Origin of the sequence: Motilibacter deserti (assembly GCF_011250635.1) — a bacterium.
Classification (GTDB): Bacteria; Actinomycetota; Actinomycetes; order Motilibacterales; family Motilibacteraceae; genus Motilibacter_A; species Motilibacter_A deserti.
In genome coordinates this window covers 229-20,883 of the sequence record NZ_JAANNP010000005.1, presented here as the reverse complement: position 1 = coordinate 20,883, position 20,655 = coordinate 229, and the positions used below count along the sequence as shown (strand labels likewise).

The 20,655-nt window shown below is 76.2% G+C and carries 18 protein-coding genes and 1 rRNA gene; 1 reads left to right on the top strand and 18 read right to left on the bottom strand.

The features are described from left to right. Positions 1 to 117 precede the first annotated feature (117 nt). The 13 genes from xerD to G9H71_RS10605 all read right to left on the bottom strand — a co-directional run bounded on the left by xerD (position 118) and on the right by G9H71_RS10605 (position 15,257). Positions 118 to 1,020: a site-specific tyrosine recombinase XerD gene (gene xerD, locus G9H71_RS10665; RefSeq protein WP_166281816.1), complete on the bottom strand. Its 903-nt coding sequence runs from the start codon at positions 1,018 to 1,020 to the stop codon at positions 118 to 120. An 89-nt stretch (positions 1,021 to 1,109) separates the two neighbouring features. Then, the gene (gene ald / locus G9H71_RS10660; protein ID WP_166281583.1) at positions 1,110 to 2,225 is read right to left on the bottom strand and encodes an alanine dehydrogenase; all 1,116 of its coding nucleotides are present in this window, start codon (positions 2,223 to 2,225) and stop codon (positions 1,110 to 1,112) included. Positions 2,226 to 2,302: 77 nt separating this feature from the next. Continuing rightward, the gene (locus tag G9H71_RS24480) at positions 2,303 to 2,944 is read right to left on the bottom strand and encodes an NUDIX domain-containing protein (RefSeq protein ID WP_166281581.1); all 642 of its coding nucleotides are present in this window, start codon (positions 2,942 to 2,944) and stop codon (positions 2,303 to 2,305) included. Next, a complete protein-coding gene (locus G9H71_RS10650; protein ID WP_166281579.1) occupies positions 2,941 to 4,638 on the bottom strand; it encodes a CTP synthase in 1,698 nt (565 codons plus the stop codon). The genes G9H71_RS24480 and G9H71_RS10650 overlap by 4 nt, the downstream gene beginning before the upstream one ends. Positions 4,639 to 4,693: 55 nt before the next feature. Next, positions 4,694 to 5,803, bottom strand: coding sequence for a glycosyltransferase (locus G9H71_RS10645; RefSeq protein WP_166281557.1), 1,110 nt, complete (start codon positions 5,801 to 5,803; stop codon positions 4,694 to 4,696). After that, positions 5,796 to 7,415, bottom strand: coding sequence for a murein biosynthesis integral membrane protein MurJ (gene murJ, locus G9H71_RS10640; protein WP_166281577.1), 1,620 nt, complete (start codon positions 7,413 to 7,415; stop codon positions 5,796 to 5,798). The genes G9H71_RS10645 and murJ overlap by 8 nt, the downstream gene beginning before the upstream one ends. Beyond that, positions 7,412 to 8,272, bottom strand: coding sequence for a hypothetical protein (locus G9H71_RS10635; protein WP_196791967.1), 861 nt, complete (start codon positions 8,270 to 8,272; stop codon positions 7,412 to 7,414). Before G9H71_RS10635 ends, murJ begins: the two co-directional genes overlap by 4 nt. Further along, positions 8,269 to 9,228, bottom strand: a complete 960-nt coding sequence (locus tag G9H71_RS10630; protein WP_166281575.1) for a copper transporter — start codon at positions 9,226 to 9,228, stop codon at positions 8,269 to 8,271. The genes G9H71_RS10635 and G9H71_RS10630 overlap by 4 nt, the downstream gene beginning before the upstream one ends. Then, positions 9,225 to 10,412, bottom strand: coding sequence for a putative cytokinetic ring protein SteA (gene steA / locus G9H71_RS10625; protein WP_166281573.1), 1,188 nt, complete (start codon positions 10,410 to 10,412; stop codon positions 9,225 to 9,227). Before steA ends, G9H71_RS10630 begins: the two co-directional genes overlap by 4 nt. A 183-nt stretch (positions 10,413 to 10,595) precedes the next feature. Continuing rightward, on the bottom strand, positions 10,596 to 12,359 hold the full coding sequence (recN, locus tag G9H71_RS10620) for a DNA repair protein RecN (protein WP_166281571.1): 1,764 nt from the start codon (positions 12,357 to 12,359) through the stop codon (positions 10,596 to 10,598). 9 nt (positions 12,360 to 12,368) lie between these two features. Next, a complete protein-coding gene (locus G9H71_RS10615) occupies positions 12,369 to 13,289 on the bottom strand; it encodes an NAD kinase (protein WP_331272896.1) in 921 nt (306 codons plus the stop codon). Then, complete coding sequence (locus G9H71_RS10610; protein WP_166281569.1) at positions 13,286 to 14,101, bottom strand: TlyA family RNA methyltransferase; 816 nt, start codon at positions 14,099 to 14,101, stop codon at positions 13,286 to 13,288. Before G9H71_RS10610 ends, G9H71_RS10615 begins: the two co-directional genes overlap by 4 nt. Before the next feature lie 295 nt (positions 14,102 to 14,396). Then, positions 14,397 to 15,257: a hypothetical protein gene (locus G9H71_RS10605; RefSeq protein WP_166281567.1), complete on the bottom strand. Its 861-nt coding sequence runs from the start codon at positions 15,255 to 15,257 to the stop codon at positions 14,397 to 14,399. Between the two features lie 147 nt (positions 15,258 to 15,404). Here G9H71_RS10605 and G9H71_RS10600 point away from each other — a divergent pair, with 147 nt between their 5' ends. After that, the gene (locus tag G9H71_RS10600; RefSeq protein WP_166281565.1) at positions 15,405 to 15,743 is read left to right on the top strand and encodes an SCP2 sterol-binding domain-containing protein; all 339 of its coding nucleotides are present in this window, start codon (positions 15,405 to 15,407) and stop codon (positions 15,741 to 15,743) included. An 81-nt stretch (positions 15,744 to 15,824) separates the two neighbouring features. Here G9H71_RS10600 and G9H71_RS10595 read toward each other — a convergent pair whose 3' ends face one another. From G9H71_RS10595 to rrf, 5 genes are all read right to left on the bottom strand, one after another. Next, positions 15,825 to 16,844, bottom strand: a complete 1,020-nt coding sequence (locus tag G9H71_RS10595; RefSeq protein ID WP_231134600.1) for an HAD-IIA family hydrolase — start codon at positions 16,842 to 16,844, stop codon at positions 15,825 to 15,827. Further along, entirely contained in the window at positions 16,841 to 17,284 is a 444-nt protein-coding gene (locus G9H71_RS10590; protein WP_166281563.1) for a tetratricopeptide repeat protein, read from the bottom strand. The genes G9H71_RS10595 and G9H71_RS10590 overlap by 4 nt, the downstream gene beginning before the upstream one ends. Before the next feature lie 446 nt (positions 17,285 to 17,730). Beyond that, on the bottom strand, positions 17,731 to 18,099 hold the full coding sequence (locus tag G9H71_RS10585) for a single-stranded DNA-binding protein (RefSeq protein WP_166281561.1): 369 nt from the start codon (positions 18,097 to 18,099) through the stop codon (positions 17,731 to 17,733). Positions 18,100 to 18,205: 106 nt separating this feature from the next. Beyond that, positions 18,206 to 19,357 (bottom strand): tetratricopeptide repeat protein, encoded by a 1,152-nt coding sequence (locus G9H71_RS10580; RefSeq protein WP_231134599.1) that lies wholly within the window; start codon positions 19,355 to 19,357, stop codon positions 18,206 to 18,208. Between the two features lie 1,122 nt (positions 19,358 to 20,479). Beyond that, positions 20,480 to 20,596: ribosomal RNA gene (gene rrf, locus G9H71_RS10575) — 5S ribosomal RNA — on the bottom strand. Positions 20,597 to 20,655 lie beyond the last annotated feature (59 nt).

Sequence of the window (20,655 nt, the reverse complement as noted above, 5' to 3'; positions counted from 1 at the left end):
GCGCTCGGATACCGAACGTCCCATGTCGTCGCCGCAAGTCATCCGGACGGCGCAGCAACGGGAGGGCCGACCCGTGCCTGTCGGCGGGGCCCGTGGGAGCGGGCGGGGGCAGGACCGCTACGCGAGCGCCCGGGGGTGGCTGGATGCGTAGACCTCGCGCAGCCGGTCGACCGTGACCAGGGTGTAGACCTGCGTGGTCGTGACGGAGGCGTGCCCGAGCAGCTCCTGGACGACGCGCACGTCCGCCCCGCCGTCGAGCAGGTGCGTCGCGAAGGAGTGGCGCAGCGTGTGCGGCGAGAGCTGGACGTCGATGCCCGCGCGCTCCGCCGCCGCCCGCAGCACGACCCAGGCGCTCTGCCGGGTGAGCCGGCCGCCGCGGGCGTTGAGGAAGAGGGCGGGAGTGCCGCGCCCGGCGGCCAGCAGCTCCGGCCGCGCCCGCACGAGATACGCGTCGAGGGCCTCGCGGGCGTAGCGGCCCATGGGGACCATCCGCTCCTTGCTGCCCTTGCCGAACAGCCGGACGGTGCCGCCCTCGAGGTCGAGGTCGTCCACGTCCAGCCCCACGGCCTCGGAGATCCGCGCCCCGCAGGCGTAGAGGACCTCGAGCAGGGCGCGGTTGCGCAGCGCGCGCGGGGAGCCGTCGGCGCCGGCGGCCGCGAGCAGGGCCTCGACCTGGTCCACGCCGATCGCCTTCGGCAGCCGGCGCGGCGGCGCGGGCGGGCGTACGGTCCGGGCCACGTCCTGGGCCACGATGCGCTCGCGCAGCGCGAAGCGGTGCAGGCCGCGGACGGCGACCACGGCCCGGGCGGCCGAGCTCGCCCCGAGCGGCGGGTGGGTGTCGTCGCCCTCGCGCAGGGCGCGCAGGAAGGCCGCCACGTCGCTCTCGGCGACCTCGGCCAGCCCGGAGCGGCCGGTGGCGGCGAGGTGGGCGAGGTAGCGGCGCAGGTCGCGCCGGTAGGAGGAGAGCGTGTTGGCGGCGACGCCGCGCTCCACGGCCAGGTGGTCGAGGTAGGCCCGCAGCAGGGCGGTGAGCTCCGCCGACGGCGCCGCCGACGTGGGCCCGCTGGCCTCCTCGGCAGGCCCGACCGGTCCGGCCTCGGCGACCGCGGTCACCGCAGCGCCTCCGCGAGCGGCAGGACGTCCAGGCCGTGCGCTTCCCCGACCCCGGGGTGGACGACCCGGCCGCCGAGGGTGTTGAGCCCGCGCGCGAGCGCCGGGTCCGCACGGCAGGCTTCCTTCCAGCCGGCGCCGGCCAGCGCGAGCACGTAGGGCAGCGTCACGTTGGTGAGCGCGAAGGTCGAGGTCCGCGGCACCGCGCCCGGCATGTTGGCGACGCAGTAGAACACCGACCGGTGCACCTCGAAGACCGGGTCCGAGTGGGTGGTGGGGCGCGTGCTCTCGAAGCAGCCGCCCTGGTCGACGGCGATGTCGACGAGCACCGTCCCCGGCCTCATGCGGGACACGAGGTCGTCGCTGACGAGCTTGGGGGCGCGCGCCCCGGCGACGAGCACCGCCCCGATCACGAGGTCGGCCTCCAGGCACGCCCGCTCGACCTCGTGGGCGTTCGACGCGACCGTCTCGATGGCCCCGGAGTAGTCCCGGTCGGCGGCGCGCAGCTTGTCCACGTCGCGGTCGAGCACGGACACCCGGGCGCGCATGCCGAGCGCGATCGCCGCGGCGCTCATCCCGGACACGCCCGCCCCGATGACGACCACGTTGGCGGGCGGCACGCCGGGGACGCCACCGAGCAGCACCCCGCGGCCGCCGCCGTGGCGGGTCAGGTGGTACGCCCCCGCCTGCGGCGCGAGCCGCCCGGCGACCTCGGACATGGGGGCGAGCAGCGGGAGCCTGCCGTCGGGCAGCTCGACCGTCTCGTACGCCACCGCCGTGACCTCGCGCTCGAGCAGCGCCTGCGTGCACTCCGCGGAGGCGGCGAGGTGCAGGTAGGTGAAGAGCACCTGCCCCGGGCGCATCCGGGGGTACTCCTCCGGGATCGGCTCCTTGACCTTGAGCACGAGCTCGGCCTCGCCCCACACCGCGTCCGGCCCGGTGACCACCCGCGCCCCGGCCCGCTCGTAGTCGACGTCGGGCAGCCCGGACCCGGCCCCGGCCCCGGCCTCCACGAGCACCTCGTGCCCGGCCCGGACCAGCTCGTGGGCACCGGCAGGCGTGGCGGCGACCCGGAACTCGCCGTCCTTGACCTCCCGCACGACTCCGACGCGCATGTGCGGCAGCCTACGAGCCGGAGGCGGGTTCGCCGGGCCGCCACGCGGGGGCGGCCCGTGCGCCGGTCACCCGGGCGTCAGGTACGCCGCCACTCCCACGGCGCGTCCGCCGGCCGCAGCGTGTCCCAGCCGCGCGCCCGCGCCGCCGCAGCGGCGAGGATCCCGCTGACCGACGTCGGGTTGTGCAGGTGGCCGCCGAGCACGAGCGAGACGGCCTCGTCGAGCGGGACCCACGCCTGGGGCATGTCCCGCTCCTCGTCCTCGCCCTCGTGCCGGTCGTCCTCGGCAGCGAGCTCGAGGTCGCGGGCCAGGTAGCAGCGGAAGGCCTCGGTGCTGCCGCCGGGGCTGTTGTAGAAGTCCACGAGGACGTTCCACTGCCGGGCGCGGTAGCCCGACTCCTCCCACAGCTCGCGCTTGGCCGCCTCGAACGGGTCCTCGCCCTGCACGTCGAGCAGGCCCGCGGGGGCCTCCCACAGCAGCGCGCCGACCGCGTGGCGGTACTGGCGCAGCAGCAGCACGCGCTCCTGGCGGTCGAGCGCGAGCACCCCGACCGCACCGGTGTGCTCGACCACCTCGCGGGTGACCGGCTCGCCGCTGCCGAGGTCGACGACGTCGCGGCGCACGTGCCAGACGCGGCCGGTGAACTCGCGGGAGGAGGAGAGGACCTCGCGGCGCTCGCGCGCGTCGGTGACCTCTCCCTCCCACTGCGGGGCGGTCACGCGCCCTGGCCGTTGACGCCGGCGTCGACGGTCTCGCGCTCGAGCATGTCCAGCTGCTCCTGGCGGCTGTCGAGCGCGGCGCAGATCAGCCCGGCGAAGAGCGGGTGCGGCCGGGTCGGGCGCGACCGGAACTCGGGGTGGGCCTGGGTGCCGACGAAGTACGGGTGCACCGAGCGCGGCAGCTCGACGAACTCGACGAGGCGCCCGTCCGGCGACGTGCCGGAGAAGACCAGCCCGGCCGCCTCGAGCTGCTCGCGGTAGCCGTTGGCGACCTCGTAGCGGTGGCGGTGGCGCTCGTCGATGTAGGGCTCGCCGTAGACCTCGCGCACGATGCTGCCCTCGGCGAGCTTGGCCGGGTAGAGCCCGAGCCGCATCGTGCCGCCCATGTCGCGCTCGCCGGCGATCACGTCGCGCTGGTCGGCCATGGTGGAGACGACGGGGTGCGGGGTCTGCTCGTCGAACTCCAGCGAGTTCGCGCCCTCGAGGCCGGCGAGGTTGCGCGCCGTCTCGATGACCATGCACTGCAGGCCGAGGCAGAGCCCGAGCAGGGGTACGCGGTGCTCGCGCGCCCAGCGGATCGCCCCGAGCTTGCCCTCGATGCCGCGTACGCCGAAGCCGCCGGGGATGCAGATGGCGTCCACGTCGCCGAGCTGGCGGGCGGCGCCCTCCGGGGTCTCGCACTCGTCGGAGGCGACCCACTTGAGGGACACCTTGCAGTCGTGGGCGAACCCGCCCGCGCGCAGCGCCTCGGTGACCGAGAGGTACGCGTCGGGCAGGTCGATGTACTTGCCGACGAGCGCGACGGTCACGGACCGGCTCGGCGAGTGGACCCGGTGCAGCAGGTCGTCCCAGCGCTTCCAGTCGACGTCGCGGAACGCGAGGTCGAGCCGGCGCACGACGTATGCGTCGAGGCCCTCGGCGTGCAGCACCTTGGGGATGTCGTAGATCGAGGGCGCGTCGATGGCGGTGACGACGGCTTCCTCGTCGACGTCGCACATGAGCGAGATCTTCTTCTTGACGCCCTGCGGGATCGGCCGGTCCGAGCGGCAGACGATGGCGTCGGGCTGGATGCCGATGCTGCGCAGCGCGGCCACCGAGTGCTGGGTGGGCTTGGTCTTCAGCTCGCCCGACGGGCCGATGTAGGGCACCAGCGAGACGTGCAGGAAGAACACGTTGTCGCGGCCGACGTCGTGCCGGACCTGGCGGGCGGCCTCGAGGAAGGGCTGGGACTCGATGTCGCCGACCGTGCCGCCGATCTCGGTGATGACCACGTCGACCTTGCCGGTCTGGCCGACGCGGCGGATGCGGTCCTTGATCTCGTTGGTGATGTGCGGGATCACCTGGACCGTGTCGCCGAGGTACTCCCCGCGCCGCTCCTTGGCGATGACGTTCGAGTAGACCTGGCCGGTGGTCACGTTCGCCGAGCCGTGCAGCGCGGTGTCGAGGAACCGCTCGTAGTGGCCGACGTCGAGGTCGGTCTCGGCGCCGTCGTCCGTGACGAAGACCTCTCCGTGCTGGAAGGGGTTCATCGTGCCGGGGTCGACGTTGAGGTAGGGGTCGAGCTTCTGCATCGTGACCCGCAGCCCGCGCGCGGTGAGGAGGTTGCCGAGGCTCGAGGCCGTCAGGCCCTTGCCGAGCGAGGAGGCGACGCCGCCGGTGACGAAGATGTGCTTGGGCGGCTGCGGTCCGGCCAAGGGGCGCTCCCGTTTGTTCCGTGTGCGGTGGGAACACCCACCTGTCCACGGGCTTCTAGCCTAGCGAATTCCTCAGCTCGACGTAGAGGCGGCGTGCCTCGGCGGCCGTGTCGTCCTCGGTCGGGAAGCCGGCCGCCCGCTCGCGCGCGGCGGCCGAGAGCCGGACCCGCTCGGCCGGGTCGTCGAGCAGCTGCACGACGGCCGCGGCGAGCGCCGAAGGGTCGTCCGGCGGCACGAGAAGCGCCGCGTCGCCCACCATCTCCGGCACTCCCCCGACCGCGGTCGCGACGAGCGGCGCACCGGCGCGCAGCGTCTCCTCGACGACGAGCGGTCGGCCCTCCCAGCGCGACGGGAGCACGGCCACGTCCGCGGCGGCGAGCAGGTCGGGGACGTCGTCGCGGTGGCCCAGCAGGCGTACGGCCAGCCCGTCGTCGTCGATGCGGCGCTGCAGCTCCGCGCGCAGCGGCCCCTCGCCGGCGATCACGGTCAACGGGCGGTCCGGTCGGTCCCGCCACGTGCGCGCGGCTTGCAGCAGGACGGGATAGGCCTTCTGCGGCGCGAGCCGGCCGGCGGCGACGACGAGCGGGCTCGCCCCCACCCCCAGCTCCGCGCGGACCTCGGCCCGCCGGTCCGCCCCTTCACGCGTGGACGGCTGTGGCGCGGGCGCGACGACGTTGGCGAGCCGGGCGTCGCGCGCGCCCATGGCGCGGGCGCGCTCGACCAGGTCGGGCGAGACGCCGAGCGTGACGGTAGCGCGCCGGGCGTCGTAGCGCTCCATCCGCTCGAGCACGGCGCGCTTGGCCCCGGTGGCGAGCAGCGCGTTGTGCCAGGTGACGACGTAGGGCACGCCGGCTCGGAGTGCCATGCCGGCGACCAGGCCCGCCCGCAGCCCGTGGGCGTGCACCACGTCCGCGCCGCGCAGCTCCCGGCGCAGCCGCAGGACGGCCCGGACGTCGGACGCCGGGCGCGGGACGACACTCACCTCGACCGGGCGGAAGGCCGCGCCCGTCTCGGTGAACCGGAACTGCGCTTCGGTGCTTGCGGGGCCGAGGACGGTCACGGTGTCGCCGCGCTCGACGAGCCCGCGGGCCAGCGCGCGCACGTGCGCGCCGACCCCGCCGGTGCTCGTCGCCAGCACGAGCCGGACGTCCAGCGGCTCACCCACGGCGCAGCCCCCGCGCGAGGTCGCGCGCGCCGGCGCGGTCGACGAGCAAAACCGCTGCCGCGTACGTCGCCGTGGCCGCCGCCGCGCACGCGACCGCGGAGCCTGCCCCGGCTGCGACTCCTTCCGCATCGACGGCGAGGGAGAGCCCGCCTCCCGCCGCGGCCCCGGCCAGGCCGGCGGCGAGCGCGGCACCCGCCGCGCGCGGGACGCCGGCCAGCGTCGCAGGCCCGGCCGCGCGGCGTACGGCGGCCAGCAGGAGCACCCCGGCGATCGTCATGCCCAGAGTGTTCCCCAGCCCCAGCGCGGCGACGGACCAGCCCTGGCCCAGCGCGGCCACCAGCGCCACGTCGGCGGCGATCACCACCCCCCAACCGAGCACCGTCGCGACCGCCGCCGCCCGCCCGGCATGGACTGCGTAGAGCGCGCGGCCGAGGTGGGCGACGAGCCCGTAGCCGAGCAGGCCCGGGGCGAAGGCCACGAGGGCACGGGCCAGCCACTGGGGCGGCGCGTCGTCCGGGCCGGAGCTGAAGAACTGGGCGACCGGCGACGCCGTCGCGACGAGCAGGGCGGCGCCGAGGCCGCCGGCCAGCAGCACGGCGCGGGTCGTCACGGCCCCGACCGCGGCGTACGCGCGCAGGTCGCCCTGCTCCGCGTGGCGCGACAGGGTCGGGAAGGCGCTGGTGGCCAGCGGGACCGCGAGGACGGCGTACGGCAGCAGGAAGACCGCCCAGGCGTAGCCGTAGACCGTGAGGCCGCCGTCCCCGGCCCGGTCGTTGGCCAGCCGGATCACCACGAGCGTCGACGCCTGCTGGGCGAGCAGCGCGGCGAGCCCGGCGCCGGCCAGGGCACGTGCTCGGCCGGCGACGCCCGGGGGGAAGGCGAGCGACGGCCGCAGCCGCAGCCCCGTGCGGAGCAACGGGGCCAGGGTGGAGAGCGCGAGCGCGGCGACGCCGGCGGTCGTCCCCAGCGTGAGCACGAGCTCCGGCCCGGGCGGCACCGCGGCCAGGTCCCGCGGATTGCCGTCGAACGCTTCACCGAACCAGAGATATGCGAAGACCACGACAGCACTCGAGGCGAGCGGGGCCGCAGCCGGCGCGAGGAACCTGCGCTGTGCCTGCAGGACCCCGGCGCAGACCACGGCGACGCCGTAGAGCGGGATCTGCGGGAGGAAGACCTGCAGCATCCGGGTGGCCGTCCGCACCGACTCGTCGCGGTCGCACGACGCTGCGCTGCCCGCACCGCCCGCGTCGCCCATGAGGAGCGAGACGACCGGCTCGGCCAGCAGCAGGGCCAGCGCCGTCACGGGCACCAGCACGGCGAGCGTCCACGTGAGCAGCGCCGAGGCGGTGCGCGCCGCCTGCTCCCGGTCCCCGTCGGCGAAGGCGCGCGCCAGCAACGGCACCACGACGCTCGCGAGCGCTCCCCCGGCGACGACCTCGAAGACGACGTTGGGCAGCTGGTTGGCGGTGTTGTAGGCGCTGCCGAGGCAGTTCGACCCGACGGTCGCGGCGAACACGAACGACCGGCCGAAGCCGACCACCCGGCTGAGCAGGGTCGCGACCGCGATGAGGGCGGCGGCGCCGGCGAGCCCCGAGGCCAGCCGGCGGCTCACGCCCGGCGACCGAGCGCGTCGAGCTCGCGCAGGCCCGGCGTCGCGGCGATGACCCGGGTGAAGCTCACCCTCTCGCTGGCGAGCGTCAGGCCCGCGACGACGGCGAGGCGTACGCCCAGGCTGCGCCGCGACGCCCCCGCAGCCGCGCTCAGCCCGAGCGCGGCCCCCAACGCGTTGGCCCCGGCGTCGCCGAGCATCGAGCGCTCTCCCAGGTCCGCCGGGAGCATCGCGAGCGCGGCCCCGAGCGGCCCCGCCACCAGGGCACCGGGCGCGCCGCCGCGCACGAGCGCCGGTGCGCCCGCGATCAGCCCGGCCTTCAGCGCGCGGCCGGGGCGCAGGTCGAGCAGGTTGGCCAGGTTGGCGGTCCCCGCGATCACGCCACCGGCGAGCAGGGCGTCCACGGCGCTGCCGTCGCGCCCTGCGCGCAGCAGCGCGCCTGCGCCCAGGCCGGCCACGCCGAGCCCGGCCAACTTGGCGGCGCCGGTCGTCACCCGCCCACGGCGGAGCGCGGCGAGGTGCCCGCGCAGCCCCCGGTCGTCGCCGGAGCCGGCCAGGTCGTCGTACGCCCCCAACGCTCCGGCGCTGGCGACGGCCAGCAGCCCGGCCGCCCGCGCCCGCGGGGCGACCCCCGGGGCGAGCGCCACGCCGAGCGCCGCAGCCGCGGCGTACGCCGGGCCCTCGAGCAGGGTGACGGGAAGGTCGCGGGCGTTGCGCCGGCCCCAGGCCTCGTGCCCGCCCGGCGGTCGGGCGAGAAGGCCGCTGAACGCGGCGTACGCGGCCGCCGCCCCCGCGGCCACGGCGGCGGCGCGCTCTGCAGGCCCGGCGGGCCGCGCGTTGCCGGAGGCGCGCCCGCTCACTTGTTGGTGACGCCCTCGATGTCCGGCAGCGGCTCGTCCGCGCCGGGGCCGTCGCCGTAGTGGCCGGGGTCGTCGGCGCGCGCGGCGACGAACGCGAGCGCGAGCGTCGCGCGCCCGGCCGGCGTGTCGACGTCGTCGACGGTCGAGACCGTCGCGGCGACCTCCGAGTCCGAGCGGACGTCGGCCACGAGCCCGCCGGACTCGGCGCTGCCGGTCGGCCCGGCGACCACCGTGACCGCGCCGGCGGTCGCGAGCATCCGCGGCACGGCCAGGAGCACGCTGCGCTCCCGGGTCGTGTCCTCGCCCGGCTTGGGCTCCTCCGGCAGCGGCGCGAGGACCGCCACCAGGCTCCCGCGCTTCCACGGCTCGTCCTCGGCGGTCAGGAACCCGTCCTCGCGCAGCCCCTCGAGCAGGGTCTTGGCCGCAGGGTCGGCGGCGCCGGCGGCGGCCGGGTCGGCGGTCACGATGCCGCGCGCCAGCACCAGCGCGGCCCGGGCCGCGCTGCTGGTGTCCTCCGGGAACGACACGTCGGGCGGCATCAGCCGGGTCAGCGCGTCGTCGAGCTCGGTGGCGCGGTCCTCGGCCGTCCAGTCATCGGTCAGCAGGACGCTGCCGGGGACGGCCGCCCCCGCCGCCTCGAGGCCGGCGCGCGCGGTCTCGGCCTGCCCCTCCGTCACGCCGGGCATCCCGACGAGGGCCACGGTCGTGCCCTCGAGCCGGCCGCCGACGAGCGCGGGGGTGGTGCGGGTGATGAAGTCCTCGTAGCCGCTGATCTGGTCGGCCAGCTCGGCCTTGTCGTCGCGCAGCTCGTTGTTGGACTGGCTCAGGGCGTCGGCCCGGCTCTCGACGGTCTGCCCGATGGGGTCGTCGAGCGGGCCGGCGCCGAGCACGACTCCGACGGCAAGGGCGAGGAACACCGCGATCAACGAGACCAGGTGGTAGCGGAAGTCGATCACGACGAGAAGAGCTCCTCCAGCCGGAACTGGCCCTCGGCCCAGCGGTCCCGGAGATATTCGAAGAAGACCTGGCCGCCGGGCGTGGCGGCCACCGCGACGAGCAGCGCGACGATGCCGGCGAGCAGGAACAGCGCGACCTGCAGGTTGGAGATGCGGCTGCGGTAGAGCCGGCTGACTCCCTTCGCGTCGACGAGCTTGCCGCCGACGCGCAGCCGGGTGAGGAACGTGCTGGCCATGCCGGAGCGCCCCTTGTCGAGGAACTCGACGAGCGTGGCGTGGGTGCCGACGGCGACGATGAGGCTCGCGCCCTTGTCGTCGGCGAGCAGCATCGCGACGTCCTCGCTGGTCCCTGCGGCGGGGAAGAGCACGGACTGCAGGTTCATGCGCTCGAGCCGGGCGAGCCCGGGGGCGCGGCCGTCGCGGTAGGCGTGCACGACGAGCTCGGCGCCGCAGGTGAGCGCCTTGTCCGAGACGCTGTCCATGTCCCCGACGATGAGGTCGGGGATGTAGCCGCCGTCGAGCAGCGCGTCGGCCCCGCCGTCGACGCCGATGAGCAGCGGGCGGTACTCCCGGATGTAGGGGCGCAGCGTGCGCAGGTCCTCGCGGTAGTGGTAGCCGCGGACGACGACGAGCGCGTGCCGGCCCTCCATCTGGGTCCGGATGTCCGGCACGCCGACGCCGTCGAGGAGCAGCTCGCGCTCGCGGCGCAGGAACTCCATCGTGTTGCCGGCGAACGCCTCGAGCTGCAGGGCGAGGCCGGCCCGCGCCTCCGCCATCGCGGCGGCGACGGTCTCCGGCGTCTGCTCGGTCCCGACCGCGAGCTGGCGGTCGTCGAGGTAGACCACGCCCTCGTGCAGCCGCAGCACGTCGCCGTCGGACAGGTCGTTCATGACGGCCTGGCCGCAGCCGTCGACGAGCGGGATGCCGGCGCCGACGAGGATCTCGGGGCCGAGGTTCGGGTAGCGGCCGCTCGTGCTCGGCGCGGCGTTCACCACGGCGGCGACGCGGCAGGCGACCAGCGCCTCGGCGCTGACCCGGTCGAGGTCGATGTGGTCGATGACCGCGATCTCGCCGGGGCGTACGCGCTTGGTCAGGTTCTTCGTCCGGCGGTCCACCCGGGTCGCTGCCGTGATGCCCGGGAGCTCCGGCGCCCGGGACCGACGACGAGCGGTGGCAATCCTCATCGCCCGCCATCGTGCCAGAGCGCGCCGCCGGTGCCGAGGAGCCGGCGTGGCGGGTCCTGGTCGTTCACGTCACGGTATGGGCACGGCACGGCCCCGGTCGGCCGCTCGTTCAGGGGCGGCCGGTTCGTCGGGTGGCTCGTCGGGGCGGCCGGGCGCGACGCGGACGGGAGCTGCGAGCGCCCGTCAGCCCGCGGAGCGGGCGGCCTCCAGCAGCTCCTGGGCGTGGGCGCGTCCCGTGCCCGACCCCTCGAAGCCGGCGAGCATGCGGGAGAGCTCCTGCACCCGGCCCTCGTCGTCGAGGGCCACGACCCCGGACTTCGTCACCGAGCCGTCGGCGTCCTTCACCACGACGAGGTGGCGGTCGGCGTGGGCGGCGACCTGGGGCAGGTGGGTGACGACGACGACCTGCGCGCTGCGGGCGAGCCGGGCGAGCCGGCGGCCCACCTCGACCGCCGCCTTGCCCCCGACCCCGGCGTCCACCTCGTCGAAGACGAAGGTCGGGACCGGGTCGGCGCCGGCCAGGGCGACCTCCAGCGCCAGCATCACGCGCGACAGCTCGCCCCCGGAGGCGCCCTTGCCGAGCGGCCGTGCGGGGCTGCCCGGGTTGGCGGCCAGCAGCAGCTCGATCGCGTCCGCGCCGTACGCCCCGGCGACCACGTCGCGGCCGTCCACCGTGAGGACGGTCTGGGCCGCGCCCGGCCCGTCGGCGGGCCGGCCGTCGGCGGGCTGCTGGGTGACCGACACCTCGACCCGGGCCCGCGGCATCGCGAGCGCGGCGAGCTCGCGGGTGACCTCCTCGCCCAGCCGCACCGCGGCCTTGGTGCGGGCCGCCGACAGCGCCGCGGCGAGCGTGCCGAGCTCCTCGCGCAGCGCCGCCCGCTCCTGGCCCAGGCCGGCGATCGCGTCGTCGTCGCCCTCCAGCCCGGTCAGCCGCTCGGCCGCCTGCCGAGACCACTCGAGCACCGCGTCCACCGTCTCGCCGTACTTGCGCGTCAGCCCGGCGAGTGCGGCCCGCCGCTCCTGCACCTGGGCCAGCCGGCCGGGGTCGGCGTCGACCGAGGCCGCGTAGGCCGCGAGGTCCGCGCCGAGGTCGGTGAGGAGGTACGCCGCCTCGCCCAGCCGGTCGGCCAGCCCCGCCAGCTGAGGGTCGTGCGCCCGCTCGGCCTCCAGCGCCCGGCGAGCCGCGGACAGCAGGCCCGCCGCGTCGGGGGCGTCGTCGTAGGCGTCCGCGTCGCCGAGGATGGCGGCGTGCGCGGTGAGAGCGGCGGTGCGCAGCGCGTCGGCGTGACCGAGCCGGTCGGACTCCTCGCGCAGCGCCACGTCCTCGCCGGGCTGCGGGTCGACCGCCTCGACCTCGCCGAGCCCGAAGCGGAGCAGGTCCGCCTCCTGGGCGCGCTCGCGGGCGCGCGTCGTCAGCTCGTGGAGCCGGTCCTCCACCTCGCGCAGCCGCGACCACCGGCTGCGGTAGCGCTCGAGCAGGTCGGCGACCGCGGAGCCCGCGTAGCGGTCGAGCGCCTGGCGCTGTCGGGCGGGCCGGAGCAGCCGGTGCTGGTCGGACTGCCCGTGGACGGCGACCAGGTCCTCGGCGAGCTCGGACAGGACCGCCGCGGGGACGGACCGCCCGCCGAGGTGGGCGCGCGACCGTCCGGCCGAGACGGTGCGCCCGAGCAGCAGGACGCCGTCGTCGAGCTCCGCGCCGGCCTCCTCCGCACGCGCCAGCGCGGGGTGGCCGGCGGGCAGCACGACCGAGCCCTCGACCACCGCGCTGGCGGAGCCGGTGCGGATCGCCCCGGGGTCGGCCTTGCCGCCGAGCAGCAGGCCCAGGCTCGTCACCACCATCGTCTTGCCCGCACCGGTCTCGCCGGTCAGCACCGTGAGCCCGGGCGCGAGCTCGAGCACCGCGTCCTCGATCACGCCCAGGGCGCGGATCCGAACCTCCTCCAGCACGCGCCCAGGCTATGCGGACGAGCCGTTCGGGGGGCCGCGCCATCCCCGGACGGGGAGCTGGAACTTCGCGACGAGCCGGTCGGTGAACGGGGCCTGCTTCAGCCGGGCCAGGCGCACGGGGACCTCGCCGCGGCGTACCTCCACGCGGGAGCCGGCCGGCAGGTCGACGCGGCGGCGGCCGTCGGCCCACATGACCGCGCACGGCTCCTCGGACCCGACCTCGAGGATCTCCACCGCGATGGTCGAGGTCGGCGCGGCCACCAGCGGGCGGGCGAACAGCGCGTGCGCGCTGAGCGGGACGAGCAGCAGCGCCTCCACCTCGGGCCAGACCACGGGGCCACCGGCGGAGAACGCGTACGCCGTGGAGCCGGTCGGCGTGGCGGCGACCACGCCGTCGCAGCCCCAGGTCGACAGCGGGCGTCCGTCGACCTCGAGCGCGATGTCGAGCAGCCGGCCGCGGTCGGCCTTCTCCACGCTCACGTCGTTGAGCGCCCACTGGTGGGCGAGGACGCTGCCGTCGCGGCGCACGGTGACGTCGAGGGTCATGCGCTCCTCGACCGTGTAGCGGCGCTCCGCGATCGCCTCCACGACCGAGTGCAGGTCGGCCCGCTCGGCCTCAGCCAGGAAGCCCACGCGGCCGAGGTTGACCCCGAGCACCGGGATGCCGCCGTCGCGGGCGAGCTCTGCGCCGCGCAGGATCGTCCCGTCGCCGCCGAGGACGACGACCAGCTCGACGCCGGGCGCGCACGCGTCCGCGGGCCCGACCCGGCGGGTGCCCTGGAGCTCGAGCTCGGCGGCCTCGTCGGCGAGGACGTGGATCTGCAGGCCGGCCGCGCGCAGCTGGGACACGACCTCTTCGGCGGCGTCGTGGACGTACGCCCGGCCCGTGTGCGCCACGAGCAGCACGGTCCGCGACGGGGTTGCGGTCACTGCGGGCCCTCCGTGATCGCGTGCTCGAGTCGTTCGTCGTCCAGCGCCGGTGCTCCGGCGAGCATCCAGAGGAAGTACTCCACGTTGCCGCTCGGCCCGGGCAGCGGGCTGGCCACGATGCCCGCCACCCCGAGCCCCTCCGTCGCGGCAGCGGCGGCGACCGTACGCACCGCGTCCGCCCGCAGGGCCGGGTCGCGCACCACGCCTCCCGCGCCGAGCCGCTCGCGCCCGACCTCGAACTGCGGCTTCACCATGAGCACGAAGTCGGCGTCGGCCACGGCGACGCGGCGCAGCGCCGGGAGCACGAGCGTCAGGGAGATGAACGACAGGTCCCCGACGACGAGCTCGACCGGCTCGGCGACGTCGTCGGCCTGCAGGTCGCGGACGTTGGTCCGGTCGCGGACGGTGACCCGGGGGTCGGTCTGCAGCGCCCACGCCAGCTGCCCGTAGCCCACGTCCACGGCGAGCACCGACGCGGCGCCCGCGCGGAGCAGCACATCGGTGAAGCCGCCGGTGGAGGCGCCCGCGTCGAGGCAGCGCCGCCCCTCGACGAGGAGCCCGGCGGGCACGAACGCCGCCAGCGCGCCGGCGAGCTTGTGCCCGCCCCGGCTGGCGTAGTCCGGGCCTTCCGCCGCCTCGGCGACCACGATGGCCGCGTCGGCGCCCACCTGGGTGGCCGGCTTCTCCGCGCGGCGGCCGGCGACGGTCACGCGGCCGTCGGCGACGAGCGAGGCGGCCTGCTCGCGCGAGCGGGCCAGGCCACGCCGGACGAGCTCGGCGTCGAGCCGGGCGAGCCGTGCGCGAGCGGGCATCCGGGGCGTCGCCGCGCTCACCGGCCGGGGCCCGGTCGGGGGCTTTGGTGCGCGCCAGGCTGCGCGCCTGGTTGCGGGCCTGATTGCGGGCCTGATTGCGGGCCTGATTGCGGGCCTGGCCGGGGGCCGTCACCGTCCTCGCCCGCACCGGTCAGCGTGTCCTGCAGCCGCCGGTGCACGTCCTCGTAGACCGCCACGTGGTCGGTGGCGGGGCGGTCGGCCAGCTCGTCGAGCAGCGCGAGCGCGGCGTCGACCCGAGGGTCACCCGTGGGTGGTGGGGTCGTCGGGCCCGCGGTCACGGCTGCTCCCGTTCGGTAGGCGCCACGCCGCCGGCGCGCGGCTCGGTCGCATCCACCGCCGTATCCGCTGGCGCATCCACTGCCGCATTCAGCGAGGCTCCGACGTCCTGCGTGCTCGCCGCGTGTGACCCGTGGTGCGCTGCGTGGTGTGCCGCGTGCACCGGGTCCTCGCTCTCGACGACGGGCTCGGGCGGCTCCGCGTGCGCCGGCGGCGCCATCGGATGCTGCACAGCCGCCTCGACGTCCCGGGCTGCCTCGGTCTGGCCGATCACGGCTTCGGCGCGGGCGGCGCCGCGCTGGGCGGTCTCGGCGGCGCCGGTACCGGCGGCCTCGGTACCGGCGGCCTCGGTACCGGCGACCTCGGTACCGGCGACCTCGGTACCGGCGACCTCGGTACCGCCAGCGGCCTCAGTACCGGCGGCGAGCATGGCATCGCGCTCGGCTGTCGTGCCGCCTGGCGAGCTCTCCCGCACCGTCTCGTCGCCGACCTCGCCCTGCTCGGCGGGCCACGCGCTCCATCTGCTCGTGCCTGGGTGGTTCTCGGCGCTCCTCGTGGCCCGCTCGGCAGCCACCCGACGCTCGAGGTCGCGGATCCGCAGCTCGAGCTGCTCGGCACGCCGCTCAGCGCGGTCCAGGGCTTCGGCCGGGACGAGGCCGACCTGGTGCGCCGCGCGCTCCAGCCCGGTGCGAGCCAGGCCGGGGGCCACCGCTGCCGCCAGCTGGACCGAGCCGCGCACGGACTCCGGCAGCGCCTGCGTCGCGGCGCGCGCGGCCGCGCCGCCTACCTCCCCGGCCACCTGGAGCACTCCCCGTACTGCGTCGAGCACCTCGTCCTCCGTCTGCCGCGGCACCTCCACACTGCCCCGAACGCTACCGCCGCACACGATGTCGGGTATGAGGCTGGGTGCGGGGTCGGGTAACGTCCGCCGCCACGGTCGGCTCCCCCACGTCGCGCAGTTCGACGCCGGGCAGCCCGGCTCCGGTGTCGAGTGGCGGAGGCAGCAGTGGCGACGGTGGAGCAGTGCCGGGCGGCGATCGAGAGCCTGTCAGCGCAGATGCAGCGCGAACAGGGCGGCTCGCGCGCAGCGGCCGGGCTGGATCGGACCATCAGCGTCACGGTGCCCGACCTCGACGTCGTCTTCTCGGGGCGGCTGCACGAGGCGCGCATCGACGGGCTCACGACCGACCCCGCGCCGAAGGCGCAGATCCGGCTCCGGGCCGCGAGCGACGACCTGGTGGCTCTCGTGAACGGCGAGCTCCCCTTCGCCTCGGCGTGGTCCAGCGGGCGGGTCAAGGTCGAGGCCAGCATCGGGGACCTGTTCAAGCTGCGCTCCCTGCTCTGACCGCCGTCCCGCTGCTGCCGGCGGACCCCACCACGACGGGAGCACGGTCGACGAGCGGGACGAACCGGGCCGCCGGCGGCCTCAGGGGGCCGCGAAGCCGAGCCGCGCGAGCGCGGCGACATCGGTCGGAACAGGGCCGGACCAGGAGGCCGCGCACGCGGCCCGGAGCCCGTCCATCGGGTCGCCGTCGCCGTCGAGCTGCAGAGCCCCGTCGCTGACGGACGCGGTCCACCCCCCGCAGCTCCAGCCCGCCGCCACCGGCTGCGGAGCCGGGTGCGGGACGAGCAGGCCGTCGAGCCCCTCGGCCACGAACGTCGGGCGCTCGTGCGGAGCAGCGCGAAGGAGCTCAGCCGGTGTGGTCACACCCGTGAGGACCAGCAGGCTGTCCGTGCTGGCGCGGACCGCTCCCTCGATGTCGGTATCGAGCCGGTCGCCGACGACGAGCGGCCGCTGCGCCCCGCTCCGCCGGACGGCCTCGGCGTGCAACGGCAGCTCGGGCTTGCCGGCCGCGACGGGCCGCCGGCCGCTCGCCTGCGCGAGCACTCCGACGAGGGTGCCGTTGCCCGGGGCGCGTCCGCGCGGCGTCGGGATCGTCAGGTCGAGGTTTGAGGCGACCCAGGGCAGGCCTCGGGCAAGCGCGTAGGCGCCCTCGGCCAGCTGCTTCCAGCCGACGTCGGGTGAGAAGCCCTGCACGACAGCGGCGGGCTCCTCGTCGGCGGAGAACACCGGGCGCAGGCCGAGCTCGGTCAGCGCGACGACGAGACCCTCGCCGCCGACGACGAGCACCGCGGACCCGGCGGGCACCTGCTCGGCGACGAGGCGCGCGGCCGCCTGCGCGGAGGTGACGACCTCGTCGTCCTTGGCGTCGACCCCGAGCGTGCGCAGGTGCGCGCCGACCGTCAGCGGGGTCCTCGACGCGTTGTTGGTGACGTACGCCAGCCGCATCCCGCGCTCGCGGGCCTCGCCGAGGGCAGCGGGTGCGCCCGGCACGGGGTGCTCGCCGACGTAGACCACGCCGTCCAGGTCGAGCAGCGCGACGTCGTAGACCTCGGCCAGCGGGCGGTCGCTGCCAAGCAGCCCCGTCGATCGTCCGTCCGTCAACTCTCTTCCCTCGCCTTGACCGTCGCCTGCGCCTCGCGCAGGGCCTGTACGTACTCCGGGCGCCCCGGGCGCATCGCCACCGCCATGGACAGGTGGCTCACCGCCGCATCGAACTCGCCGAGACGGTAGCGGGCGAGCCCGAGGCCGAAGCGGGCGTAGTCGTTGTCCGGCTCCCGCTCGGCCAGCTCGGCGAACTGTTCTCCCGCCGCGACGTAGCGCCGCGCGTCGAACAGCGCGCGAGCGAGGGCCTCGCGGATGCTGTTGGACCCCGGCTCCTGCAGGTGCGCGTGCTCGAGCAGCTGCGCCGCCGCCTCGGGGCTGCCTCCGTCGAGCAGCGCGAGGCCGCGCACGTACCAGTCGTAGACCTCACCGGCGGGCGGCTGCCCAGCGCCCGAGCCCGCCTCCTGGGGGTGCAGGCCGGCGTCCTCGTCCTCGCTCATGTTCTCGCCCTTGCCTCTCGTGCTGCCTCGGCGCGGAGCCGCTGGCTGGCCCGGACACTGTGCCCCACCGGCTCGCGCACGAAGGGCCGACGCCTGGCCGGCCGGGGCTTCGTCGAGCGGCCATCCTTCCACGGGCGGCCGTCACGACGCTCTCGGCGACGCTTCCTTGCGTCAAGGCTGCCAGCGTCCTGGCGAGTGGCACCCGCCAAAACGGCTCGGGCATGGCGACGGCCCCCGGGGCAACGCGACGGCCCCCGAGGGGATCGCACCCGCTCGAGGCGCCCCCACTCGCCCACCTGCGCGGCCAGCGCACCACGCGGCGCTGGCACTCGCCAGCACCGTGCACCTGTCAGGGCACCCGGCCGCCCCGTCGCACCCGCGCCTCTTAGGCAACTCTGGCCACCCGCGCCACCGGGGCCCGCCGGGCCAGCCGCGCACTCGCATGACTAGGCGGGCGTCGCATCGCGTTCGACAGCCAGTCTGCGTGCACGCTCGACCTCGATCTCGCCACGGCTGGCCGGCCCGGTCGAGGACCGCCAGAACCGCCGACGCAGTGCGCCCTCGACCTGGACCACGTCCCCGGCCGACCAGGCCAGGGCCCGGCGACGCACGTCCGCGCGGAACGCCGAGCACTCGAGCGCGTCGACGGCCGCTCGCGAGCGCGCTCGCGACTGCGGCGGCCGGTCCACCACGAGCCGGAACGTCACGACGACGTCGCCGCTCGGAAGCTCACGCTCCTGGGCCGCGTCGGCCAGCCGGCCCACGAGCAGGATCTCGTTGCGGTGAGCGAGCGAGGGACGGGGGTCTGCTGGCATCTGTGCCTCCTGCGTCGGCGGAGGCACGAGCATCGCGGCCGCGAGCAGCTGCCGGGGTGCCGCGACCACGATCTGTGGGCCCGCGTCGCGGATCCACAGGCACCCGTCAGCCGAAGGGCGAGCGGAAGGCTGCGGGGCGCCCGTCGTCGTCCGCCTCACCGGAGGCGGTCTCCGGCTGGTGGGTCGTCCCCTCAGCGTCCTCCGGCGACGACCCCGTCGGCAGCGCGTCGTCCTCGCCCGGCACCGGCTCGAGCACCGCGGCTGCCGGCGGCTCAGTGAAGGACGCCTCGATGCTAGGGACCGACGGCTCCGGCACAGCGTCGACCGGCCGCTCTGGTGCGACGTCGACCGGCCGCTCCGGCGTAGCGTCGAGGACATCGTCGTCCGAGGCCGCCTCGTCGGTCTCGCCGAGGCCCGACGCCGCCTCGCCGACGTCCGACGCCGCCTCGCCGAGGTCCGACGCCGTCTCGCGGAGGCCCGACGCCGCCTCGCCGAGGTCCGACGCCGTCTCGCGGAGCGCCGGTGCCGCGTCACGGGCAGCACTCGCCCCCGGACCGACGGCCGGCGCCACCTCCGAGGACGGGCGCTCGGCGTCGTCGGGACCAGCAGCCGCCTCACCCGCGTCATCGATGTCGGCGTCCTCATCGAGCACGTCGATGAAGTCCACGCCGTCGAGCTCGTCGAGCCGCGCGGCAGCGTCGGTCGCCCCCTCGGTGTCGAGGGCGGCGGCTCGCGCGAACGCGTCCCGCGCCTCGTCACGCCGCCCCGCGCTCAGCAGCATGTCGGCGTAGGCGTAGGCAAGCCGCGTCGACCGCAGCGCCTCCGGCACCTGCAAAGTCAGCACCGCCGCGTCGAGCTGCCCGAGGTCGCGGCGTGCGCCCGCCGCGACGATGCGCAGCTCGATCCGGCCCGCGGCGTCCAGCCGGTCCGCCTCCGGGCTGACCGCGAGCTCGAGAGCCCGCTCGGGGCGGCCGAGCCCGCGCTCGACATCTGCGATCACCGGGAGCAGGTCGGGCAGGCCCGTCAGCCGCTTGGCAGTGCGCAGCTCGGGCATCGCCTCGGCGTAGCGTCCCGCCGCGTACGCCGCCAGCCCGGCGGCCTCACGAACGGCCGCGACGCGCGAGCCACGTTCGCGGGCAGCGACGGCGTGCGCGTACGCCGTCTCGGGGTCCTCGTGGAGCAGCTGGCCGGCGGCCACCAAGTGGCGCGCCACGGTCGTCGCGACGCCGGAGGGCAGGGTCGACAGCTCGGCGAGCACCGGACGCGGCAGCTCTTGCCCGGTGATGTCGTCAGGCAGCGGAGGGGGCGGCGGCGCTGTCGTACGCCGCTGCACCCGAGGCCGGTCCGCCGTCGAGTCCCTGTTCGGGCGCCCCGAGGACGGCTGGGGACGGCGGCCGCTTCCGCTGGCCGCACGACCGCGGTCAGTCCCACTGCGGTCAGCCCCACTGCGGTCAGGCCGGCCGCTCCCCTGGCGAAGCCCGCGGTCGCGGTACCCGCGCTGCTCGCCCGGCGCACCGTCACGCGGTGCAGCCTGCCGCGGCGAACGCTCGCGTGGCCCTCGGGCCTCGTCCTGACGTTCTCCTGAGCGCGACGGCCGGTCACTCCGTCCCCACGGGCGGCTGTCACCGCGCCCACCAGTCTCCGGACGTTCGGCGCGACCACGTCCGGAATCCTGCTGGCCGCGGTACCCGCCTGTCCCGAAGCTGCTACCACCGGAGCGGAAGGGCCCGGAGCCCTCGGCGCGGTCGCGCCCCGGGCGCGAATCGTCGGAACGGCCGCGGTACCCGCCACCACCCGAGGGCCGGTCACGGTACGACCCGCCACCACCCGAAGGCCGGTCACGGTACGACCCGCCATCCGAGCCCCGCTGCCGGGAGGAACCACCAACGGAAGGCTGGTCCCGGTAGCCGGCGCCGCCGGAGCGATCACGATTGGCGCCGCCCCTACCCGAGCCGTCCCTGTCGGTCCGACGGCCGGCGCCGCCACTGGGCGCCTGGCCGTCGGACGAGCGGGAGCCCCCACGGGCCACAGGCCCGCCCGCCGACGACTCGCGTCCCCGCGGCCACCCCTGCCCGGCGCCGGGTCGTCCGCCGCCCGAGCCCGCTCCGCCGCGGCCGTCGCGGCCGCCGCGGCCGCCGCGGCCGTCGCGGCCGTCCCGCGGCTGGCCTCCGCGCCCGGTCGGACGGCCACCCTGCCCGTCGCCAGCGCGGTCCTGCTCGCCACGGTCCTCGAACCCAGCCATCGTGGGGTGCCCTTCGTTCGACGCTGCTCTGACGTCGAGGATTCCCGGTTCGTCAGCCGGCATGTGGTGTGGGGGGTGATATGGCTGTGCCCCCGTCACCCTAGGGGGGTGCGGGGGCACAGCCGTCTTATCAAAGACGTCCGGCGGCGTCCTACTCTCCCACCCGCTGTCGCGGGCAGTACCATCGGCGCTGGCAGGCTTAGCTTCCGGGTTCGGGATGGGACCGGGCGTTTCCCTGCCGCTATGGCCGCCGTAACACGGCGAGACACACACACCCCTCGCGGCCCCCGCGTGTTGCCCGGTCGCCCGGGCGC

Coding starts and splice junctions, on each gene's coding strand:
- steA (WP_166281573.1), bottom strand. CDS start 10,412: ATGAGGATTGCCACCGCTCGTCGTCGGTCCCGGGCGCCGGAGCTCCCG.
- G9H71_RS10590 (WP_166281563.1), bottom strand. CDS start 17,284: ATGAGCGAGGACGAGGACGCCGGCCTGCACCCCCAGGAGGCGGGCTCG.
- G9H71_RS10610 (WP_166281569.1), bottom strand. CDS start 14,101: ATGCCCGCTCGCGCACGGCTCGCCCGGCTCGACGCCGAGCTCGTCCGG.
- G9H71_RS10585 (WP_166281561.1), bottom strand. CDS start 18,099: ATGCCAGCAGACCCCCGTCCCTCGCTCGCTCACCGCAACGAGATCCTG.
- ald (WP_166281583.1), bottom strand. CDS start 2,225: ATGCGCGTCGGAGTCGTGCGGGAGGTCAAGGACGGCGAGTTCCGGGTC.